This window comes from Novosphingobium sp. 17-62-19 (assembly GCF_002256775.1).
Lineage (GTDB): Bacteria > Pseudomonadota > Alphaproteobacteria > Sphingomonadales > Sphingomonadaceae > Novosphingobium.
The window spans coordinates 1-21,379 of record NZ_NCII01000051.1; the positions used below are offsets into that span (position 1 = coordinate 1).

General features: G+C 60.0%; 19 protein-coding genes and 3 pseudogenes. 5 read left to right on the forward strand and 17 right to left on the reverse strand.

Going from position 1 to position 21,379, the window contains the following annotated elements; genetic code table 11:
• On the forward strand, positions 1–209 hold a 209-nt coding region (locus B7X90_RS10760; protein ID WP_292624353.1), incomplete at its 5' end, for a hypothetical protein.
• Between the two features lie 739 nt (positions 210–948).
• Here B7X90_RS10760 and B7X90_RS10765 read toward each other — a convergent pair.
• Positions 949–1,113, reverse strand: a pseudogene (locus tag B7X90_RS10765) (IS110 family transposase); the annotation flags it as partial.
• Positions 1,114–1,157: 44 nt separating this feature from the next.
• Between B7X90_RS10765 and B7X90_RS10770 the strand changes: the two are divergent.
• Positions 1,158–1,286 (forward strand): annotated as a pseudogene (locus B7X90_RS10770) (transposase); the annotation flags it as partial.
• Positions 1,287–1,872: 586 nt separating this feature from the next.
• Here the strand turns inward: B7X90_RS10770 and B7X90_RS10775 are convergent.
• Entirely contained in the window at positions 1,873–3,318 is a 1,446-nt protein-coding gene (locus B7X90_RS10775) for an aldehyde dehydrogenase (RefSeq protein ID WP_292624355.1), read from the reverse strand.
• 145 nt (positions 3,319–3,463) lie between these two features.
• Between B7X90_RS10775 and B7X90_RS10780 the strand changes: the two genes are divergently transcribed.
• Complete coding sequence (locus B7X90_RS10780) at positions 3,464–4,894, forward strand: NAD-dependent succinate-semialdehyde dehydrogenase (protein ID WP_292624357.1); 1,431 nt, start codon at positions 3,464–3,466, stop codon at positions 4,892–4,894.
• Positions 4,895–4,944: 50 nt separating this feature from the next.
• Here the strand turns inward: B7X90_RS10780 and acnA are convergent, their stop codons facing one another.
• Positions 4,945–7,485, reverse strand: coding sequence for an aconitate hydratase AcnA (gene acnA / locus B7X90_RS10785; protein WP_292624358.1), 2,541 nt, complete (start codon positions 7,483–7,485; stop codon positions 4,945–4,947).
• 14 nt (positions 7,486–7,499) lie between these two features.
• Positions 7,500–8,462, reverse strand: coding sequence for a hydroxymethylglutaryl-CoA lyase (locus B7X90_RS10790; protein WP_292624360.1), 963 nt, complete (start codon positions 8,460–8,462; stop codon positions 7,500–7,502).
• Between the two features lie 109 nt (positions 8,463–8,571).
• On the opposite strand from B7X90_RS10790, the gene B7X90_RS10795 reads away from it, so the two are divergent.
• Positions 8,572–9,270: an IclR family transcriptional regulator gene (locus tag B7X90_RS10795; RefSeq protein ID WP_292624362.1), complete on the forward strand. Its 699-nt coding sequence runs from the start codon at positions 8,572–8,574 to the stop codon at positions 9,268–9,270.
• 35 nt (positions 9,271–9,305) lie between these two features.
• Here the strand turns inward: B7X90_RS10795 and B7X90_RS10800 are convergent, their stop codons facing one another.
• From B7X90_RS10800 to B7X90_RS10845, 10 genes are all read right to left on the reverse strand, one after another.
• Entirely contained in the window at positions 9,306–10,538 is a 1,233-nt protein-coding gene (locus B7X90_RS10800) for a CoA transferase (RefSeq protein WP_292624363.1), read from the reverse strand.
• Positions 10,535–11,731 carry an FAD-dependent monooxygenase gene (locus tag B7X90_RS10805; RefSeq protein WP_292624364.1) on the reverse strand — a complete coding sequence of 399 codons (1,197 nt, stop codon included), beginning with the start codon at positions 11,729–11,731 and terminating at the stop codon, positions 10,535–10,537. The genes B7X90_RS10800 and B7X90_RS10805 overlap by 4 nt, the downstream gene beginning before the upstream one ends.
• Positions 11,732–11,766: 35 nt before the next feature.
• Complete coding sequence (locus B7X90_RS10810; RefSeq protein WP_292624366.1) at positions 11,767–12,720, reverse strand: cupin domain-containing protein; 954 nt, start codon at positions 12,718–12,720, stop codon at positions 11,767–11,769.
• 2 nt (positions 12,721–12,722) lie between these two features.
• Positions 12,723–13,613 (reverse strand): fumarylacetoacetate hydrolase family protein, encoded by an 891-nt coding sequence (locus tag B7X90_RS10815; protein WP_292624368.1) that lies wholly within the window; start codon positions 13,611–13,613, stop codon positions 12,723–12,725.
• 234 nt (positions 13,614–13,847) lie between these two features.
• The gene (locus B7X90_RS10820) at positions 13,848–14,213 is read right to left on the reverse strand and encodes a TonB-dependent receptor (protein WP_292624382.1); all 366 of its coding nucleotides are present in this window, start codon (positions 14,211–14,213) and stop codon (positions 13,848–13,850) included.
• Complete coding sequence (locus B7X90_RS10825; protein ID WP_292624383.1) at positions 14,099–14,770, reverse strand: hypothetical protein; 672 nt, start codon at positions 14,768–14,770, stop codon at positions 14,099–14,101. Before B7X90_RS10825 ends, B7X90_RS10820 begins: the two co-directional genes overlap by 115 nt.
• A 23-nt stretch (positions 14,771–14,793) precedes the next feature.
• The gene (locus B7X90_RS10830) at positions 14,794–15,630 is read right to left on the reverse strand and encodes a hypothetical protein (protein WP_292624370.1); all 837 of its coding nucleotides are present in this window, start codon (positions 15,628–15,630) and stop codon (positions 14,794–14,796) included.
• Between the two features lie 114 nt (positions 15,631–15,744).
• Positions 15,745–15,972 carry a hypothetical protein gene (locus B7X90_RS10835; RefSeq protein WP_292624372.1) on the reverse strand — a complete coding sequence of 76 codons (228 nt, stop codon included), beginning with the start codon at positions 15,970–15,972 and terminating at the stop codon, positions 15,745–15,747.
• A 347-nt stretch (positions 15,973–16,319) separates the two neighbouring features.
• On the reverse strand, positions 16,320–16,931 hold the full coding sequence (locus tag B7X90_RS10840; protein WP_292624373.1) for a Fic family protein: 612 nt from the start codon (positions 16,929–16,931) through the stop codon (positions 16,320–16,322).
• Positions 16,932–17,446: 515 nt separating this feature from the next.
• Positions 17,447–19,003, reverse strand: a complete 1,557-nt coding sequence (locus B7X90_RS10845) for a Fic family protein (RefSeq protein ID WP_292624375.1) — start codon at positions 19,001–19,003, stop codon at positions 17,447–17,449.
• 459 nt (positions 19,004–19,462) lie between these two features.
• On the opposite strand from B7X90_RS10845, the gene B7X90_RS10850 reads away from it, so the two are divergent.
• Entirely contained in the window at positions 19,463–19,765 is a 303-nt protein-coding gene (locus B7X90_RS10850; protein ID WP_292624377.1) for an antibiotic biosynthesis monooxygenase, read from the forward strand.
• Positions 19,766–19,820: 55 nt separating this feature from the next.
• On the opposite strand, the gene B7X90_RS10855 is transcribed toward B7X90_RS10850, so the two are convergent.
• From B7X90_RS10855 to B7X90_RS10865, 3 genes and pseudogenes are all read right to left on the reverse strand, one after another.
• Positions 19,821–20,681 carry a hypothetical protein gene (locus tag B7X90_RS10855; RefSeq protein WP_292624379.1) on the reverse strand — a complete coding sequence of 287 codons (861 nt, stop codon included), beginning with the start codon at positions 20,679–20,681 and terminating at the stop codon, positions 19,821–19,823.
• A gap of 8 nt (positions 20,682–20,689) precedes the next feature.
• Positions 20,690–21,139: pseudogene (locus B7X90_RS10860) on the reverse strand (phage protease).
• A partial coding sequence (locus tag B7X90_RS10865; RefSeq protein WP_292624380.1) for a hypothetical protein occupies positions 21,139–21,379 on the reverse strand: 241 nt, incomplete at its 5' end. The pseudogene B7X90_RS10860 and the gene B7X90_RS10865, both read right to left, overlap by 1 nt.

The window sequence follows — 21,379 nt, forward strand, 5'->3', positions numbered from 1 at the left end:
ACTTGGACATGGACAAGGGCGATCCGGCCGCTTGCGACGGCAGAAACGGGAAAGCTACCAGAGCAAGGTTCTCAGGCCTCGACGCAGCACTTCTTCGCTGCGCCATTAAAAACTATGATAGTGCAGTTTCAGATGCAACGAAAAATAATGACTTGCACCATAGTAAGTACACGTGGCTGGGGGTGAACCGCGAGGCGAACGACGAATAGCACAATATACGGTGTGCGTTCTCGTTCCTGGAGGTCAGGACACTCGTACGCGAACAGTGTCGCTCAGGGGTGGCGTCAGAGAAAACTCAACAGCCTTTCACTTCTTGTCGCAGCGTGCACATTTGCATGCCATCTAACACTAGCAGGATAGAACAGGCTTCTTTTGCCGACATGTGTTTGCTTGCCTGCACAAAAAATGTGGGCTTCGAAACGGGGGCAAACCTTCGCAGTCTAGGCGACAGCCCGATCAAAAATAGGCTCAAAATGCAGATGCTGCCCTGACCCTTGCTGGATAGTCTAGGATGAGGGCTTCACAAGGATTTAAGAGCCGCGGAGCGTCCCAATTGTTGTCGCAAATATGACGAGCCATCAACGCAGGTAGCCATCACTTTGCTGGTTAATCCCCGAAGTAGCTGGTTTTCCGGCAGAGCTTTGGGGTCTGGGTGTCAGCCTAAAGCCGTGCCGCAAACTGGCGTCCTGATCGGAACAACGAAGAATCCGGCACGCGGTGATCAGGCAATCCAAAGAACCTTAGCCAGCCTTCGAGAGTTTTCATCTCTCCTGTACCACGCCAGGTTCCGAGGCTCCAGCCTATCAATCTGAATTCCAAGCGCACGCAATTGACCCGCTATGCCATGGAGCGCAGATATTGCATGAAGTGACAGTCAATCCTGATCATCATGCATACCCTTCAGGCAAATGTTGGGCCACCGGCTCCGATGTCAACCATCAGCTTATGTTTCGCCAAGTGACCGTGAAGTGCGTTGATCAGCATCAAACGCTGCCGGACCAATAGATCGCGGCTCTTGTGCAGCATCATAACGATCAGCCGCTCGAAAGTCTTTGCGGCAACAAATCGCATGGTTGGCCGCGTCAATGCCTCGCAAATAGCTTCGGCATCTGCCCGTCATTCCGCCTCGCTAGAAACGAAAAGCGCCAACCCATTGAGACTGCCGGCGCTACAAGGACCGCAACCGCATTGAGCGGATGTTCGGCAAACTGAAGCAGCATCGCCGCACCGCCGCGCGCTATGACAAGACCGTACTGTCGTTCCAGAGCTTCCTCAAGCTCGCCGCCGCAAGGCTATGGTCGCAATCTTTTGTCAACGTGACCTGGACGTGGACCTGCAATGAGCACAGCATGCCGCAGCTACTCTGGTGCGAAGGCCGTTTATCACTTCACAAAGCCTGTCGCCGGAAATGGCAGTCAGGGAAGAATTGAAACCCTATGTTCCGCAGCAATGCAAGGAGATAAAGCGTCGCTTCGCGCCAGATCATTGCGAGATCCACATGCAATGCGTTTGGTGCCGGAGGCACAGGCAGAGTATAAACGGATCGTTTCCTGAGCCCGCCTAAAGGCGTCAGGCAATCGCCTAGCGCTGGGGCATTTTCCGCTGTCTCGCTCAAAGATGCGCGCGCGAAGCGTGACGAAGAAAAGGCAAAATTGCTTGGCGGCATGGATCCCGCACTTGAGCGCAAGCCCGGCAAGGTCGCCGCCAAGGTCCGCGCGGCGAACACCTTCGCGGCGACTGGTAGCGAGTGCATCAAAACAAAAATGGTTGAGGAGCTCTCGCAAGCTCGTCGAATTGTCGGCGAGATTGCGAGATCAGATGACTTGAATGCTGCCGCGTCCGGGCAAAAAATGCGACCCGCACTACAAGTCTCTAAATCGGCCAGTGCGGAGTGCGGGTATCGATCGTAACCCATTTAAGTTCGGTGAATTCCGCAATTCCAGCCTCGCCGCCAAAGCGACCATAGCCCGACGCCTTCGTGCCGCCGAATGGCATCTGAGCCTCATCGTGGACGGTGGCGCCGTTGATATGAACCATTCCGGCATTGATCCGGTCAGCAATGGCAAAGGCCCGGCTGATGTTCTGGCTGAAGACGGCCGACGTTAGCCCATATTCTGTGTCATTTGCTATCCGCAAAGCCTCCTCGTCGTCCGCCGCGCGAATGACGGTCGTGACAGGGCCAAAGGATTCCTCGGCGTAGATCTTCATGTCGGGCGTCACACCGACCAGCGCCAGAGCGGACAGCAACGTCTCGTCCTTGCCAAAGCTGCCTAAAGCGACAGCGCCACGGGAAACCGCGTCATCAACCAAATCGCGCATCCGCAGGGCAGCAGAGGCGTCGATGACAGATCCTAGCGGACATCGACCTTCCCGAGGATCGCCAGCTTCAAGAGCCCCCACACGGCTTCTGAGCTTTTCCACAAAGGCATCGAATACCTCCCCGTGAACGATGATCCTTTCGGTGGACATGCAGATCTGGCCGCTGTTCATGAAGGCCCCAAAGCCGGCAGCCGCGACTGCAGCATCAAGGTCGGCATCGTCGAGCACGATCATCGGGGCCTTGCCGCCGAGTTCCAGCAGGCAGGGCTTCAGCTCCTGCGCGGCCAGACCTGCGATGATCCGGCCGACCCGCGTAGACCCGGTGAAATTGATGCGCCGAACAGCGGGATGACGAATCAAGGCTTCGACGACCACGCCTGCATCCTGCGGCGCATTGGTCAGGACATTGACGACGCCGGGCGGAAAGCCCGCATTGATAAACACGTCACCGATGAGCCGGTGCGTTGCCGGACACATCTCCGAGGCCTTGAGGACAACCGTATTACCGCAGGCCAGCGGCGTTGCGACGGCCCGAATACCGAGGATCACGGGGGCATTCCAGGGCGCAATGCCCAGCACCACACCCGCCGGCCGACGAACAGTCATTGCATGACAGCCAGGACGATCCGAGGGGATAGTCTCGCCGCGGACCATCGTGGTCAGCGCAGCGGCCTCCCGCAGGATCGCCGCTGCAAGATGGACATTGAAACCTGCCCAGCCAGCAGATGCCCCGGTTTCGTTCGCCATTGCATCCGTGAAGGCCTGCGCACGCCGTTCCATTGCATCGGCTGCAGCAAGCAGTAGGCTACGCCGGTAGTTCGGCCCTTGCGCCGACCAGCCCGCCAGGGCCGTTTGCGCGGCATCTGCAGCGGAGATGGCGTCCTCGACACCGGCTGCCGCTGCATGGGTCGACGTACCGCCCAAGGGGCCTCGCCGCTCGAAGGTCCCGCCGCTGTGGGCCGGGACTTCGGTGTTATTGATCAAGAGCCCGATATTCAACGAAACCTCCATAATGGCAGCTTAAGAACGCCGGTGGACGGAGCAACTTCGATCAGGTCTCCTTGCAACACCGGTTCGCGTGCTGATTGCTATAATAGAATAACGTGCTATTGGACAGAACGATTTTATGCTGGAGAGGATTGCAATGGATCGTTACCCCGAACTGCACATGGTGATTGCCGGAGAGCGGATTTCCGGCGGCACGCGTGCTGTTTTTCCGGTGGTCAACCCGGCCACAGGCGAGCATCTGGCTAACCTTCCCCTCGCCACGCAGGCGGATCTCGACAAGGCGCTTGCCGCCGCAGCACGCGGCTTCGCGCAGTGGCGCAAGTCCACGCCTCATCAGCGTGCTCAAGTGCTTGAAGGGGCTGCGCGACTGTTGGAAGAGCGGCAGGAATCGCTCGCTCGGACCGCCACGCTCGAGCAGGGCAAAACCCTCGCCGAGGCACGCATCGAGGTCATGATGAACGTCAACCTCTTCCGCTTCTATGCTGGCGAAGTGTTCCGCCTTTACGGTCGCACCCTGGTTCGTCCGGCAGGCACGCGGGCGACCGTGACGCATGAACCCGTCGGCCCGGTAGCGGCGTTTGCGCCTTGGAACTTCCCCCTCGGCAATCCTGGCCGAAAACTCGCTGCACCGATCGCGGCAGGGTGCTCTGTGATACTCAAGGCAGCGGAAGAAACTCCGGCGTCGGCTCTGGGCGTGTTGCAGTGCCTGCTCGACGCGGGCCTGCCGGGCGACGTGGCGCAGGCGGTTTTCGGCAATCCTGCCGAAGTTTCGGACTACCTGCTTCGGTCGCCGATCATTCGCAAGTTGAGTTTTACCGGGTCAACCGAAGTCGGTCGCCACTTGATGAAGCTGGCCGCCGAGGATCTCAAGCGCACGACCATGGAGCTTGGGGGGCACGGCCCGGTTCTAGTGTTCGACGACGTCGACGTGGAACTGGTGCTTGATGCGGTGGTACCACACAAATTCCGCAATGCGGGGCAAGTCTGTGTGTCGCCGACAAGGTTCATCGTGCAGGCCGGGATCTATGAACGCTTCCGTGAGGGATTTGCCAACCGCGCAAAGGCCTTGCGCGTCGGCAATGGTCTGGAAGACGGGGTGCAAATGGGGCCTATGGCCAACGCGCGCCGTCCCGAGGCCATTGCCCGCTTGGTGATCGATGCCGTCCAGCAGGGCGCGTCACTTGATGCCGGAGGAGCAAGGATCGGCAACGAAGGCTTCTTCTTTGCGCCGACGGTCCTGTCAGGAACGCCGCTTCACGCAAGGATCATGCAGGAGGAACCCTTCGGTCCGGTTGCGCTGATCAACCGATACAAGACCGAGGCGGAGATGATCGCCGAAGCGAACCGCCTGCCATTCGGACTTGCCGCCTATTGCTGGACCGAGGACGCGCGCCGGCAAAAGACGATCCAGTCCGAGATCGAGACCGGAATGCTTGCACTCAATACGACAACCATCGGCGGGGCCGATGCACCTTTCGGCGGGGTGAAATGGTCCGGGCATGGCCACGAGGACGGACCCGAGGGTCTTGCGGCCTGTCTTGTTACAAAGACTGTACACGAAGGCTGACGGGTCGCAACCGGGGGGCCGTTGTAGCAAAGCCCCCCATGATTTCAGCCTCAATGCAGGTTGAAGCGGTAGCGTAGTCCCGCAAAGAGGCCACCGCCTCGCAGCATCGCGATCTGGCTGTCCGAACGAGCATCGAGATGCCCGGAATGTAGCCGGCGCTCTCCACCGACTTCCAGTAGCTCGATAACAACTTCGTTCCGGCCGAGAGAGGCTGCGCCAAGTCCCGAGATCGTGATGAGATTCTCGCTGCCAGGATCGGAAAACTCCTCTGGAACGACAATGGGAGCGACTCCCATCGCGATCAGGTTCGCACGGTGGATGCGCTCGAAGCTGCGGGCAAGCACTGCCCGCACACCTAGCAAAGCTGTTCCCTTCGCCGCCCAGTCGCGCGCGGAACCGGTGCCATAGTTGCGCCCAGCAACGATGACGAGCGCTCTGCCCTGCTCGACGTGTAGCATCGCGGAATCGAAGACCGACCCGAACGCCCCGTCCAGCATAGGCGCACAGTTCCCGGGCCGAGGTGCCAAGCGGTTGGCCAGACGCGGGTTGTCGAAGGTGCCGCGCAGCATCACGTGATGATTCGCTCGTCTGTCGCCATAACCGCCCAGAGCGGTCTCGTTTACACCCTGCTCAATCAGCCACCGGCCTGCCGGCGATTGCGGCGTGATCCGACCAATCGGTGAGATGTGGTCGGTCGTGACGTCGTCCCCAAGGACAAGCAGCGCCCGGGCATCGACTATATCAGGTCCATTATGGTTCTGCTCGCTGGTGAAAAACGGTGGCTGACGCAAGAACGTAGAACCATCCTGCCAAGCGAACTGTGCCCCGGTTGGGGCTTCCAATGCACGCCATCGGGCGTCCATTTGCGTCTCGCCCTGATCGGTCTGACTGCCATGCTCTGCAAGAACAGCCGCAATTTCATCAGAACCGGGCCAGATTTCGTCAAGATGCACCGGAGCACCCGTCGAATCATGGCCGAGCGGATCGTTGGCCAGATCCACGAACAAGTTCCCGGCAATCGCCCCCGCCACGACCAGCGGCGGCGAAGCAAGATAGTTTGCGTGAACCTGGGGATGGATGCGGTTTTCGAAGTTGCGGTTGCCAGAGAGGACCGAAACCAGCAGGTCCGGTGCACCGGTTCCTGCCAGCACAGGCGCAAGATCCCCCGAGTTCCCGACACAGGTCATGCAGCCGAAGCCAGCGACGTGAAAACCGAGCGCGTCCAGCGAGCGTTGCAGACCGCTGCGCTCAAGCAGTCCGGCAATCCGGCGAGACCCCGGCGAAAGCGTGGTCTTGACCCAACGCGGTACCGTGAGTCCCCGGGCCACCGCATTGCGTGCAAGCAGACCGGCGCCAACCATCAGAGCGGGGTTGGCCGTATTCGTACATGAGGTGATCGCTGCAATTGCAACCGCTCCGTTGCCGGGTGACGCAAGGTCAGGTGGCGGTCCGCAATCGGGAAAGTGTACGCGAAGACTTTCCGGGACCTTCGAAAGCGAGCGCAGTTGCTGGGGATGACTGGGGCCTGCCATGACCGGCCTGATTTCGGCAAGATCAATGGACAATGTGCGCGTGTACCGACGCGCCGGACCGCTATCGCGCCAGAGTCCCGTCTCCCGGGCATAAGCCTCGCACGCTTCAACCACAGCCGGGACACGCCCCATTTCGGCAAGGTACGCCAAAGTCGCGTGATCGACCGGGAAAAGCGCCGCCGTGGCGCCATACTCTGGGCACATGTTCGCGATTGCGGCCCTGTCGGGGATCGTCAGCGCGTCAAGCCCCTCACCGGAGAACTCGACGATCTGATCAACGACACACGCGCCGCGCAAGCGTGCGACGAAATGCAGCGCGATGTCGGTTGCGGTGACGCCCGCGACCCGCTCCCCGAATACGGCAACCTCTGTGACGGCTGGCAAAGGTATGGGCACAGGCGATCCGAGGGCGGCAAGTTCGGCTTCGATACCGCCGACACCCCACCCGAGAACGCCAAGAGCGTTGATCATGGTCGTGTGGCTGTCGGTACCGATCACGGTCTCTGCCATGGTCCACCCCTGCTTGTCGGGTACGGGAGCGGTGACGATGGTAAGTTGCTCTAGATTGATCTGGTGACAAATGCCGTGGCCGGGTGGCACCACCCGCAGTCTCGGAAAGGCCTGTTCGGCCCACTTAAAGAAGCGATAGCGCTCTTCATTGCGGGTAAATTCAAGGCCATGATTCAGGCTGGCGGCATCGGGCCTGCCACTGTGATCGGCACGGACCGAATGATCTATGACTAGGTCTATGGGAATAGCAGCATCCACTGCGTCCGCAGGACTGCCGCAAGCAACGGCATAATCGCGCAGCGCCGCAAGATCGGCGAGCGCGGCAACGCCTGCCGTATCCTGCATCAGTATCCGTGTCGGCCGGAACGGAATCTCGGCATCGGCGTAGCCGTTCTCAAGCCAGCGCTCGAAGGATGCGATGTGGCGGGTCGGCTCTGCTTCATGCGCCAGAACATTTTCGAGCAGGATATTCAGTGCGCGCGGAAGGTGCGCAAGCGCTGCCGAACGGATTGGCGAAAGGCGCGAAAGTGGCGAGAGGCAATCGGTCATGCGGGAGCGGACTCTCACCCGGCCTTGATCCGGGTGCGGAGGGCGCGAAGACTGCCTCCGCTCTTCACTTTGCCCGGCAAGGGGTGTCCGATGATGCTTTCGGCAAGGCGCGCACAGTCAGCCAGTTTCTCGAGATCGACGCCGGTCCCAATGCCCATCTCCTCGCACATCAGGACGAAGTCCTCGGTGCAGATGTTGCCTGCCGCCCCGGCGTGGGCTGCAAAAGGACAGCCGCCGAGTCCGCCCACGGCCGCATCGAAATGGCGCACGCCCATGGACAACCCCGCGTAGGCGTTCGCAAGGCCGAGACCGCGCGTGTCATGCAGGTGGAGCGAGAGTTCAACGTCGGGATTGGCGTCCTGCACCATGCCTACCACGCGCCGGATGCTCTGTGGATTGGCCCATGCCATCGTATCGCCAAGACCGATCAGCGATAGGTCCTCTCCGGCCTCGCGGGCGATCGACCGCATCTGCCCGACCAGTGAAACGACCCGTTCAGGCTCCACTTCGCCCTGAAAGTTGCAGCCGAAGGCGGCGGTCACGAAGCCCGTGCGGACTGGAATGCCATGGGCCTGGTACATGCGGATGAGGTCGGGCTGCGCGGCAAGTTGCTGTTCAGGCGTCCGGTTCTGATTGCGCTTAAGGAATGCGTTTGAGCCATAAAGCGTCAGCTTGCCTTCTAGATGGAGCCTTTCCGTTGCAATTGCGCGCAGAAGGCCCTGCTGGTTCAGCCACAAGCCGGCATAGCGCACACCTTCGCGCGGGGTGAAGCCAGCAACGACGGCCTCTGCGTCGGCCAGGCCCGGAACTCTCACAGGATTCACAAAAGAGGTGATCTGGATAAATTCCAGCCCCGTTGCGGAGAGCGCATCGATGAGGCGGACCTTGTCGACGGTCGGGATCGGCTTCCTCTCGATCTGGAAGCCTTCGCGCGGACCTTCTTCCTTGATGAAGACGCGGGCGGGCAAGTCAGACATGGGCTATCCCTTCGACGAGGAGCGATCCGGTGATTAAACGTGTTGACATACTGAACTATCGTTCTGCTAAATAGAACGAATTACAGAGTACAGAAGGCTTCCCCAGATCATGAATTCCAAGGCAGGCGTCGCGGCGGTCGACCGCGCATTCGAAATCCTCAACGCATTCCGCGCCGACAAACCGATCCTGACGCTTGCCGAGATTTCCAAGTCGACCGACCTCTACAAGAGCACGATCCTGCGATTGATGGGCTCGCTGGAAAAGTATGGGTTCATCTGGCAGCGTGCCGATGGTACCTATCAGCTCGGAGCAGGTACGCTCGCGCTTGCCGGGGTGTTCCAGGAAGCTTTCGACTTGCGGCAGTACGTCGAGCCCGTGCTTGAGGAACTGGTGCGGGAATCCGGGGAAAGTGCGTCCTTCTTCATCCGCGACGGTGACTACCAGGTCTGCCTTTTCCGCCTTGATGGCCGCCAGACCGTGCGCGACTACAGCCTTCGTCTGGGCGACCGGCGCGAACTGAACCGCAGCGCAGCGTCGACCGTGCTGCGGACTTTCGAAGGCTCTGCCTTCCGCACCCTGCCGCGCTCCGATATCGCGGTGGTGTCGGTCGGAAACGTCGATCCCGAGATGGGCGCCATCGGCGTGCCGGTGTTCGGCTCTAGTCACCGTTTGCTCGGCGCCTTGACACTGTCGGGTCCCAGCACGCGCTTTACCGAGGAGCATGTTGCACGGCTTCGCGAGATTGCCATCGACGCCGCGATCGGACTTTCCGCCAGCCTTGGCGAAACCCGCGATCGTTTCGCCTAAGGCCGTGCGTCGTGTAGATCGCAAAAGCCTGGACATCAGATGACCTCACTATCCTTGAGCCGTGCGAAATCTTCGGGACCGATCCCCAGCGCGCCAAAGACCGCAGCATTGTCTGCACCCAGCAAAGGTGGCGCGCTGCGGGCGCCGGGCTGGCTGTCGGCCAGAGTGTATCCTGCCCGCACGACCTTGACCGAAGCGATTCCGGCACCCTCCATCGGCAACTCCTGCACAAGGTTGCGCATGGCAATCTGCGGATGGGCAAGGATCTGCGGTACGGTCAGGATCTGACCCGCCGGGATACCCTCGGTATTGAGCGCCAATTCCCATTCGGCCGCAGTGCGTGTCTGCAAGCCTTCCTCGATCAACGCGTTCAGCGCCACACGATTGGCCTTGCGCGCCTCGCGCTCGGCAAAGCGGGGATCAGTAGCGAGGTCGGGGCGGCCGATGATCCGGCACAGGCGCTCGAATTGCTCTTGCTTGTTCGCGGCAATGTTGATCTGCGCGTCGGCGCAACGGAACGCGCCCGAAGGCGCAGCAGTCATGTTCTGATTACCGATTGGCTGGGCCTCGACACCAGCGATCAGGTAGTTCGAGACGGCCCACCCCATCGCGGAAATCGTCGCATCCAGCATTGAAAGGTCGATATAAGCCCCTTCTCCGCTTACATGCCGACGATAGAGCGCGCTTGCGACGGCAAAAGCCGCAGCCATGCCGCCCAGCGTATCGCACAAGGGGTAGCCAACGCGCAGAGGTGCAGACCCTGCATCGCCAGTCACGCTCATGACGCCCGAAAGACCCTGCACGATTTGGTCATAGGCAGGATTTCCGCTGAGCGGCCCTTCCTGCCCGAAGCCGGAGATCGCACAATAGACGAGGCGCGGATTGATCTCCTGCACCACGTTGTAACCAAACCCAAGACGCTCCATGACCTTGGGGCGAAAGTTCTCGACGAGAACGTCGGCAGTCTCCAGCAGCTTGCGGAAGAGCGCCTTGCCGTCGGGGTGCTTCAAATCAATCGTGACGGACTTCTTTCCGGCATTCTGCGCCAGAAAGGAAGTACCGAGCATCTCAGCGTTCAGTGCAGGCGATGCGCCCAGCTTGCGGGCGAGATCGCCTTCGCGTGGATTTTCGACCTTGATGACTTCCGCGCCGAGCATTGCCATCTGGTAAGTGGCATAAGGACCGGACAAGACATTGGTCAGATCCAGAACCCGAACGCCTTCGAGCAGGCAAGCGTTCGGACGGGCTGCCGCATCCGGGTTTGTCATATCTCGGCCGTCAGCACATCATAGCGATAGAGCCAGTCATAGCGTTCAGTAATTGGATCGCGGCTCCATTCGCTTTCCATATACTTCACAGCGCCCTCTTCCGTCGCAAGAGCGGTCTCGTGGAAGCGGGCCGTATTCTCCTTAGCACCGCGCACCATCTTGGTGGTTCGCTCGACGCGCGCGGCTTCATAACGCTTCAGTGCTTCCACCGGATCGGAGAAAGCGTCGATACAACGGCCCAGAACGACGCCATCTTCGATCGACATTACCGCACCCTGCGCCAGGAAAGGCAGTGTGGCGTGGCAAGCGTCGCCGAGAAGGGTCGAGCGGCCTTCGCTCCACTTCTGACGGGGAGGACGCTCCATGAACGCCCACTTCATCACGGCGGGCGCAGCGCGGATCATGGTTTGCACGTCTTCGTGCCAACCAGCAAAATCGCGAGCGCATTCATCGATGCCGCCCTGCTCGTTCCAAGACTCGACCTGCCAGTCATCACGCTCGATCGTGCCTATCATATTCATCAGCTTGCCACCGCGCAGCGGGTAATTGACGAGGTGGCCACCGGGCCCGATCCATGTCCAGCCAACCATTTCGCGCAGCCGTTCGGGCAGGCGCTCCATGGGGATCACAGCACGCCAGGCGATCATGCCGGTAAAGGTTGTCTCGTCATCGCCGAACAGGCACTTTCGCACGGTTGACCGCACACCGTCGGCACCGACAAGAATGTCCCCGGTAACCGTGCTGCCATCGGCCAGATGCAGTTCAACGCCGTCCAAAAGGTTGCGCACCCCCTTCACTGCTGTACCGAGATGGATACATCCGGGCGAAATCGCGCGCACCGCATCGACTAGCGTGGCGAGCAAATCGGGCCGATAGACGGTCAAGTAGGGATAGCCGTATTTCTCGGTGGCCAGCGGGCCGAGATCGAACATCGGCCATGACCGGCCGGTATTCCACAGGCGAAACTCCTTGCGACGCGGAGCGCAGGAGGCAGCGCGCAAGGTGTCAAAGACGCCCAAAGCATCGAGCGCACGCGCACCATTGGGGCTGATCTGGACGCCGGCACCCACTTCTCCAAGCTCGGGCGCCTGTTCATAGACCTCGACCTGGTAACCCCGGCGCAGGAGCGAAAGCGCAGCCGCCATGCCGCCAATGCCGCCGCCAGCAATCAAGATCTTTGTTGAATTGGTCATTGCTTGCTCCGTCAGGAAACGGGAAAAATCGGCAATCAGTCAGGCTGACTGCGCAGCCAGCCCAGTTTTGCCAGGACAGGTTCGTCGGAAACTTCGAAAAGTACGGCCTCGCTCGCGGCGCGGTGTTGAAACGCTCTCCACGCCGGAACAGCGATCGTGTCCCCGAAAGTCCAGGGATGTTCTTCGCCATCAATGATCGACACGCCCTCGCCTTTCACCACCGCGAAGATGCGATTGGCTGTCGTGCGCAAAGGGCGCGTTGCAGAACCAGCAGGTATGCGATGCATGGCCAGCGCGATCGTATCCAATTGCGCCGGACCGAGCCGCACGCAAACCGCTTCGTCCTGCTTGGCGTCAGCCGCCGCAGCATCAAGCCTTGCCACAGTTTCCGTCCAGCGAAAGGCAATCGGCGCCTCGTCGAGCACTTCAACCGCGGTTTCCACCCCGTCGGGATGCCCCTCGAAGAACATCGGTTCAAGCAGGTGCACCAGCGGCACATCAAGGAAGTCCATCCAGTAGCAGTCTTGCGAACCACCGTTGGAGTGCGAGTGCCATGACCAGTTTGGCGTCAGCAGCACGTCGCCGGGCCGCATCTCCACATGCTTGCCATCGACCACGGTGTAGGTGCCGGTTCCCTCCAGAATCAGACGCAGGGCATTGGGCGTATGCCGATGCGCACGCGCCACTTCCCCCGGGCGGATCATCTGATAGGCGGCAACCATCGTGCGCACCGTGGAATAGATGTTGCCCTCCACGGGGTTGAACATGGTGAGGTTGCGGCGTTCTGCCTGGGTCGTGTCGACAAGCCCTCCGGCACGATCGAGGATCGGCTTGACCTTGGCATAATGCCACACGTGGGGCAGGAAGTTGCGTCGCGGTTGCGGCCAAAGCGCCGGAAAACGCCGATGCCATCCACCTTCCATGTTGAGGCTCGCAAAGTCGGCATAAAGCGCCTCAAGCGAGTCCTTGCTGGTTTGTGTACCCGACATTTTCAGCTCTGCTTTATGATGGGCGGCATGTAGGGCTGGGCAAACACCTCGGTCATGCCGAGATCGCCCTGCACAACCGGCACGCGCATTTCGCCGATCCGATCAATGACAATGCGGATGGTGTCGCCATCCTTGACCGGGCCAACGCCCTCCGGCGTTCCCGTTGCGATGATATCGCCGGGGTAAAGCGTCATTACCGCAGACGCGGTCTCGATCATGCCCGGGATATCCAGCACTAGGTCGCGGGTGTTGGCGGACTGGCGCAGCTCATCACCAACCCAAAGGTTCATTTGCAGCTGATCGGGTTCCGCGATCTCATCGGCAGTCACGATCCACGGACCGATCGGGCAGAACGTGTCATAAGCCTTGCGGAAGACGCGCTCCTCACGACCGCGTACCACCATGTCGAGCAGGCAGGTGTAGCCGAAAACCGCCTCGCGCCAGTCTTCGCGCTTCAGGCTGCGCACCTGCTTGCCAATGACAATGCCAAGTTCGCTTTCGTGATGGACTTCGCGCCCCGGCACATGTGGAAGGACCACCGGATCGTTCGGACCGGAAAGCGAAGAGCTGGGCTTGAGAAAGAAGCCCTGGTTGGTGGCGCGATACTGCGCTTGCATTTCCTGGCCATGGGCGTGGTAATTGACCGGATATGCAATCACCTTGTTGGGCCAGGGAATAGGGGTTTCAAGGCGGACGTCAGCCAAAGGCTGACGCACAAGGCTGGGTAGCGCCGCTTCGATCTGCGGTTTCAACGAAGCAAAATCGCGGATTACGCGCAGCGGTCCGACAGCGGGCCATTCGCCGGTGTCGACACCACAGATTTCGGTAACATCGACAATATCATTGTCGATGCAGATGCCGATGCGGCCACTATCAAATCTCGCCAAACGCATGGAGAATCAGTCCTTGTTCTCTCTAATAGAACATCGTTCTTTTTTAACAATGCACCATCATGAAATCAATTGTATTCACGCAATCACCGAAGATGATTTTGACGTTCCGCACGTCATGGTCGAAGGCCAAGCTTCATGCTGCGAGCGCAACGCGGCGCGGAAAGCACTGCTCTTTCCGCGCCGTATCCGTTGATCGGCAGGGCACCGCATCCGGATGCCCGTCCCGAAGCGGGTTCAGAAGCGCGCGCGGAAGCGTGCCCCCCAGGTCCGTGGCGGCGCAATATCCTGACCGTTATAGTTTGCAACGAACGGATACTGCTGCGTGCCGTTGTAGACCGCCTCGTTTCCGATATTCCGAACGAAGGCCTGGATCGAGTACCGGTCATCAGGCGCGCGATACGTCAGGCTTGCGTTGAACAAGGCATACCCCGGAGCGCGTGCGTTTTCGACGAACTCCGCCGAGAGCCAGCGCGAGGTGGCAAAGCTCATGTCCGGCGTGAATTCGATCTCGGCACCGCCATCCAGTTCGAAAGTGTGCGAGTAGCTGACGTTGCCCGACCACTTGGGCGTCCGCGGCAGCTGGAAACCATCGCAGTTGATCGACCAGAAACCCGTCTGCGAAGTGCCGCCGGGGATTGCGGCAACGCCACACGCAGTTGCGGCAGAGGGGTTTCCAGGGCGGAAATTGCGGTAGTTGAAGCCCCCCAATCGTGCGCCCGCTCAGGCTCTTCGATGGCGAGGATCAGCGTCGGCGCCTGCGCCCCGATCGCGACGGGAGCGGCAGCGCCATCGTCACCAGCTTCGCCTTCGGCCGTCGGTTCCTCAGCCTCAGGCACCGCCGTTCGTGCAAGATGCTGGAGCAGCGTAAAGATAAAAGCGCGCTGTAGACCATGACCTTGCCTGTCCACCGGCCCGCCAAAGCCATCGTCCTTGAGGAATACATCTGCCATCGGCAACGGAACTGGCATCTCGCCAATCTCGCGCCAGTTCAGCGAGACTTCGGCATCCTGGTATAAGCCCCGCAAGTCGGTCGTGAGCGTCCCAGCTAGCGTTCCAAGTTCGGGCATGTTCTCGGCAGAGACCAGAGCTTGATAGGCCTCGGTCATCTGCGCCTTGAACGCGAGGACGTCCGGTCGCTGAAGGATCTGGCTTCGCACGAGTAGCTCGAGCAGTTTACCGATCACACTCGTCTTGCCGTCCGCCGCATCCGCCGATCCGCCCGCATGAGATCGAAATAGAGGCCGTCTGTCAGGCGCTGAAGGAGGATTGGTGGCGCCGGACACATGACTGACCGCGGATTGCCAGTGTGAACCAACGGATAGGCGCGGAGCGGATTGAAGCTGTAGGCCCAATTCACATCATAGCTTTGACGCTCGACCATCGCGGCCCGAAGCTCGTCGGACGAACGCGAAATCCGCTCCGAAAGCGCCAGCACGGGCGCCCGAATTGACTCCTCGGCCGCTGGTAGGAATTCGAAGCCGAGGGTGGGACGTCGAAGCATCTCTTCGGCAAACAGCAAGATGAGCTGGAAGAGCTCGCCTGTCGACATCCCGAACTCGGTCTCAACCATCGGCGCTACCAACGGGTGACAGTAAAGCATGTGATAGCGCGCGAGCACGCCATTGGTTGGCGGGGACTGCCATGGGAACTGCTGAAATGCGATCCGCGACAACTGAAGAATAATGTCTTCGGAGCGCGACCCGTGTAGCCCCCATGATTTGTCGGCGAGGCGATGGATCATGTTCATCGCCTTGAACGCATCACCGGCTGTGTTCAGGGGTTTTCCTCCGCGCGCTTGCCCATTGAGGATGACTTCCCGCGCAAGCAGCTCGACGAGATGGCCGTAAAGACCAGCTTTAATTTTGGACTGGCCCCACCGGAGCGCTTCATTCTTCAATTGATCGGGCAAGGCCCTCTCGAACTGTAAGTGCTGCGTGTAGAAATAGGTTGCGCCAAGGCCGCTCCAGAGATTGAAGCCGCGCAGGAAGTTTCGGAGTGGCTTGTAAAATTCATACACGAACTGGACTGACAGCCGCCCGCAAACCCAGCAGCAATGTCGCTGATGCGTCGATCGTCATTCTGTACGTGGTTTTTGCTCGCTTTACTCCACACAACGCTTGGATTGTGTCGGTCACATCGCCTCCCAAACCTTGCGCAGAGTACCGGTGGTCGGAACACCCACTTCGTACCAGTCCTGACGGTAGATTGCGCGCAGTTCCTCCCCAAAAGAACGCCCCGGCGTCAAGACAACGTCACCGCCCGGCTCCTTGGTCGTGGCGTTGACAACCATTGCGTTCAGGGCGGGAAGATCGTTCATGAGGCAGTAGTTACCCACAATGCCGAGTTGGCGCGACAGCATGTGGCCCGCTCGGGTGTCGGCATAACCCATGCGGAGCGCAAGTTCTCCATAAGTGAGCGTCCGCGCAATAGAACGCGATGTGTCTCGCCCACTCACAAATCCCGACAGGATCAACCAAATGCGCTGTGCCTGAACGGGAAGGCGGTCGCCAACCCTGTAACGTCGGATGGCAGGTACGCCGGCGGGCAGTGGGATTGTGCTCATATGGACATGATGTGCAAAATTGCACATCATGTGTCAAGCTGCTCGGCACGCTCCAACATAGCGTCTTCGATGAGTCTGCCGCCTGTTGTCCGTCCAGTAAGCCAAGCCAAATGAGCGCGAGGCACTCGAGCCCCTGGCGGGGGTCAAGCGTACGGAGAGGCCTGCAAGAGATTCTTGCGCGGTCCTTCGAATGGTCCGTCGAGAAAGAAGCCCAAATATTCGGCGACCAGCCCGATCTCCCCATTTTCCTCCCCGGCGGGCGAGCACGTAAACAGCTCCAGAGCGGTGGCGAGCAGACGGTCGTAGGGCCGCGGATGAATGGCGAACCGCGGCGAAAGCGGGAACCCAAACTCGGTCGCCATCGCCGCGAAAAGAGCGCGCTGGATATGACCGTTCCCGTCGAGAAAGGGGTGGATCTTGCCGAACCAGCAAAACGCGTAGGTCAGGGCGACAAGGCGCCCCGTATCGTCGGCCGCGCGGTCTTCGAGCAGCTGCTTTATCTCGTCGAGCAATGTGCCCATCCTGGCGGGAACTTCGACGGGTCGAACGAACTCAAAATTCGATCCCGGCTCAAGTTGCCGCTCAGCCGTTATCTCTCTTTCTGCCAAGCTCGTGCCAGAAGTGCCACGATAGGTGCCCGCATATTCGGGATGGCTCGACGGAGCGAACCGTTGGAAAATGTCAGGATGCAGCGCGCGCGGATCGGCAATGATCGTCTGCCGCAGCTCCGAATCCCTCCGGATGTTGGACAGCAACGTCTCACACCGGGCTTGCATGATAGCGTCATAGTTTGGTGTCCCGTGGACCTGCCATGGTGGAAACGTCGTTGTCATCTTTTCAACCTGTAGCTTCTTACCGCCAAGGCCAAGAGAGCCTCCGAGGCGCGGTCGTTATCGTTGCTGATGGACTTTAGCGTCCCTCCCGATCTTTCTGACAAAAGTGGGAGAGGGTCGGCTGGGGCTCAGCATTCTTGTGCCAAGTGTCCACCCCACGGCGTGTCCCAGACGCTGTGAGTTTTGAGATTTTCGCGGATCTCAGATGCGGGAAAATTCTTGCCGCCACGACACGAAATTGCCGGAGGCCAATAATCCAAGCCCGGCGTCTGAGTGAGATCGATGATTCACCGTCACGCCCGATCTGCACCAAATGCGGCAACAGTGACCGTCGTAGTGCGAACCGGTACGCCTCGAAGCATTGAAACTTATGCTCGGAATATACCAGCGGTATAATGCGAGCGCATATTTCGAAGCGCTATGGCCGGCCACGGCAATCACGCTTTCGGAAGCCGGGCGACTGTTTCCCCCTTCAGTTCGCGGTCCAGCAATTGCGCCAGGAACTCCGTGAAGGGGCGAATGTCCTGCCGGCCGCTGGCCTCCTCAAGAGCAGCCATATAGTCGGCGCGCTGCTCGACTGGCACGACCGTCCACGGATAGCCGCCAGCCGCGAGCATGACATTCATCAGGAAGCGGCCGGTTCTTCCATTCCCGTCCATATAGGGATGGATGTAGACGAAGATGAAGTGGCCGAGGACGACGCGGACCGCAGGCTCGGTTTCCTCGCTCAGCAATTCGAAGAACACCGGCATCGCATCGCGGACAGCATCGCAGTTGAGCGGTACATGCATCGAGCCGCGCAGATAGACCTGACTGTTGCGGTATCCAGCGAGATCACTCGCGCTGATCAATCCTGCGGTAACACTCGGCGTGAACATCTCGCGATACCAGTCGCCGTGCTCCTCGTCGGCGACGAGGCCAGGATTCTCGCCGGCCATGACGCGATTTAGGCTTTTGAGAACAGCTTGATAGGCGAGCCAGTAGCCGCGTGCGGCCAGTCCATCCTTATATTCGCGATCCTGCTCGTCGGCTTCCGGATTCCACGTGCCGCCGCGGACGCGCTCGATCAGTTCCGGGCTGACGCGATAGCCCTCGATCGACAGCGAGTGATAGGCGTCGGTGACGTAGCTGTCCTGCACGCGCTTGAGATAGGTGCCGATATCGGCGGGGCGGCCCGGCGGCGGTGGGAATCGCTCAAGGACTGCTCCGCGCATCTCCTGCCACATCAGGCGGATCCGGCCCGCATAGGGAGAACGCTCACGTGCCGGCAGGAGAGTCTTGAGCTTTGTCGCAAACGGATCCTGCTCGCGCACGGTATAGCCTGCCGACCGCATCGCCTTCAAAATGTCGTCGGCAATGCGTTCGCGCCCGATGTTGCGGAAGGCGCCGGCCAGACGGCCGGCGATCGCGCTGTGGCCTCCCTGGAGCAATCGTCCCAGCAATTCGGACGCGTCCCGCACGGTTGCCAAGGCTGCCCGGGCGTCGATCGCATTGTTTTCGTACAGACCGGGTGCACTCGCAATGAGGGCAGCGGGAATCGAGAAGAGGCGCAACCCGTCCTGTGCCGCGGCATCCTCCGGCGTCGGGATCGCCGCACGGACGTCGAACAAGGAAGTGCCCGAGGGCAGTGCCGTCGGCTTGTTGCCGCCTTTCGGCGTGCGCACGAGGAGCTGCTTTGGAACCGTGCGATTCCCCGTTTGCAGCGCGATCGAGAGCTCAGGGGAAAGGGACCAGTCTTCACCGAAGCGTTCGTTCAGATAGGCGCTGCAGAAGCCCCAATAGGAGGTATACCAGGCCGTGCTTTCGCCAGTACCCGCATCAGGCCGTGCGGGGATATACCAGCCCTTCATGACTTCCTGCAGGAAGCCGTGCTTCATGAGCAGCTCGCGCTGGGACCGGCTGAGATCGTCACTGCGTATGGCGACGAGGTTGCGGTCCTGGAGTGTGCGGAGCACGTCGAGCGCGTCCGCGAGCTTTTGCTGGGGAGTGGCCACGGCATTCACCCTCGATGATGCGCAACCATTAGGTTTTCGTGTCGCGCGGTTATTAGGTTTTCGTGCTGTGTCACTTTTAGGTTATTCTGTCGAGCGTAAATTAGGTTATTGTGTTGGATTATCGGAATCGTGCCCTCCGAATCATCCGTCCAACCACGTTTGCCGCTCCATATTGCGGAGCCTCTCAGCGCGCTCGAGAAGTCGCTGATATAGGGACTGCTATCCGTTGTCGCCAAGCTCACGGACCCGAGCGTGCAACTTCGCAGATCGAAGGGTCCAACGGCAGTCGCGGCGGGGGCGCCCAAGAGTCATTTAGCGCCGCCCAAGAAGCACAACAATCGTCATTATGGGGTTGGCACGTTCATGCTCCGCGCGGCCCGACGACCCACCCCACAAACAATTTCCCAAAGCGCGTTTTAAGGAGGACAAGTCGCTGGGGGCTGAGTCGGAGAACATAACATGACAGCCGTATCGCTTTATGTGGAACTCAAAGCCAAGCCCGGGAAAGAAGAAGAGGTCGCTTCATTCTTGGCGAGCGCCAAAAGCCTGGTGGACGCTGAGCCCGGTACGGTCACATGGTTCGCCGTCCGCTTCGACCAAAGCACGTTCGCGATCTTCGATGCGTTCGACGACGAGGCGGGCCGGGATGCCCACCTCGCCGGCAAGGTTGCCGAAGCCTTGATGGCGAATGCCGACGCCCTGCTCGCGGTCGCGCCAGAAATTCGCAAGGCGAATGTGCTGGCCGACAAGCTGCCAAGCTAGCGGGTAACACGCCGATCGGGTTTGCCGTTCAAGCGGCTCGCAATCTCGTAGGAAATCATAAGTCCGCGTCGACCGGCGCTGGCAGCTGGCGCCGGCTGTGTTCGCCCATCGCCTTCGCGGGCCGTTCGGTCAGCACCAACGGGTCGGGCAAACCTTCACTCAGCATCGCCGCCTCATGCACCGAAAAAAAGTGAGCGTCCTCTGATTGCCATCGAAGACAGGCAGTACCCATCCAAAATCTAACACAGCTCCACCTCCAATGCCCAGATGGGCTCGAACCGCCCGTCCATTCATGTCCAGCCTTTTCCACGAATCCAGATCGTACTATTAATGCCCTTGGCGAATTCGTAAGCCTATGATTTTCTTGCGAAATCAATCGCTTAGGGCGCCTGGCCGAAAGCTCTTCTGGCCGGTCAAAGCTGGGCACCATGCCCGGCTTCACTGGAATTCCGGTCGAAACACCGGCCTCAAGGGCTGAAATCTGTCCTGAGATGACGATTTGCGTGTCCGAGACAGTCACAGCGTCGACGAACATCTTGATGTATGCCGAACGCAAAGTGTTGTCCTTTTCGCGGAGCTTCTCCGAGATCAAACTACCGAATCGCTCGATTGTGCTCTCATCGATGCGGCGTTTACCCTGTGTAAGTTGCCTTTCCAGAACCTCTATACGGTTCACCGCCTGCGCAAGTCCCGAGCGATTCAATGCCATGCGTTCAGCGAAGTGCGGGTCCCGGGGACTCATATGGCCATCTTCCACCAGCATCAGTAGATTCCTGATCGCGGTATCCAGACGGGTCTTTTCAGCCCGGGCTGACGAGATACTGGTTTCAAGGGTCTTTCGCTTGCTGTCCGAAAGATCAAGAAGACCTGAAAGCAATTGGAGGAGGCGATCAGGAGACAACAGTTCGTCCTCCAACGCCGAGATCACGACTTCGTCGAGTTGCTCCCTCCGAATAGGCGCGTGACTTCCCGCGTAGTCTTGTTCACCCGGAAATAGGGGCTGATGTAGCGGTACTGCCGTGCAGCAAGCTCGGCCTTGGCCTGTGGCGTCCATCCGATCGTGCCCCAGATACCATCGCTTTCGGCACGCAAATTCTTGATCTATCCGGCTGCAAGGGCGCGGCCTTTTCCTTCCGGCGCTGCCAGCTCGGACGCATGGTCATAATCGACCAGCATGTCGATACTGCCCAGCGTGACGCGCGTCAGTGCAAGGACACTCTCGGCATGTGCCTGGTCGCGCAATATCCACGGCCCGCGACCATCGCGACCATAGAAAGGATCGTCATAGGGCAAGAGCTTCACGTCTTTGGCAACCTGTCCGTCCGCGTTCACCAGTGGGAGAGCATCGGCCTGCACATGGTCAACCATCGGCATCAATTCTTCCTTTCCAATTGGTCCGCGCGCTGCTTTTCAAGGCGCTTGAACAGCCCTCTGACGCCGCTCTCAGTCTGTCCCAGACGAAGCGCGATCAGAGCAACGCTGCAGCCTTGCGCACGGTAGTGCATGGCGCGCAGGCCATGCGCGGCGACAACTACGATGGCCGGTTGAGCGGCGACTATGATGGCCGGTAGGATCGGTTGTCTGGTCTGATCGTAGGGAGGGGCGCAGCCCCGA

Coding starts and splice junctions, on each gene's coding strand:
- B7X90_RS10780 (WP_292624357.1), top strand. CDS start 3,464: ATGGATCGTTACCCCGAACTGCACATGGTGATTGCCGGAGAGCGGATT.
- acnA (WP_292624358.1), bottom strand. CDS start 7,485: ATGACCGATTGCCTCTCGCCACTTTCGCGCCTTTCGCCAATCCGTTCG.
- B7X90_RS10790 (WP_292624360.1), bottom strand. CDS start 8,462: ATGTCTGACTTGCCCGCCCGCGTCTTCATCAAGGAAGAAGGTCCGCGC.
- B7X90_RS10795 (WP_292624362.1), top strand. CDS start 8,572: ATGAATTCCAAGGCAGGCGTCGCGGCGGTCGACCGCGCATTCGAAATC.
- B7X90_RS10800 (WP_292624363.1), bottom strand. CDS start 10,538: ATGACAAACCCGGATGCGGCAGCCCGTCCGAACGCTTGCCTGCTCGAA.
- B7X90_RS10805 (WP_292624364.1), bottom strand. CDS start 11,731: ATGACCAATTCAACAAAGATCTTGATTGCTGGCGGCGGCATTGGCGGC.
- B7X90_RS10810 (WP_292624366.1), bottom strand. CDS start 12,720: ATGTCGGGTACACAAACCAGCAAGGACTCGCTTGAGGCGCTTTATGCC.
- B7X90_RS10815 (WP_292624368.1), bottom strand. CDS start 13,613: ATGCGTTTGGCGAGATTTGATAGTGGCCGCATCGGCATCTGCATCGAC.
- B7X90_RS10835 (WP_292624372.1), bottom strand. CDS start 15,972: ATGCTGTCGCGCCAACTCGGCATTGTGGGTAACTACTGCCTCATGAAC.
- B7X90_RS10850 (WP_292624377.1), top strand. CDS start 19,463: ATGACAGCCGTATCGCTTTATGTGGAACTCAAAGCCAAGCCCGGGAAA.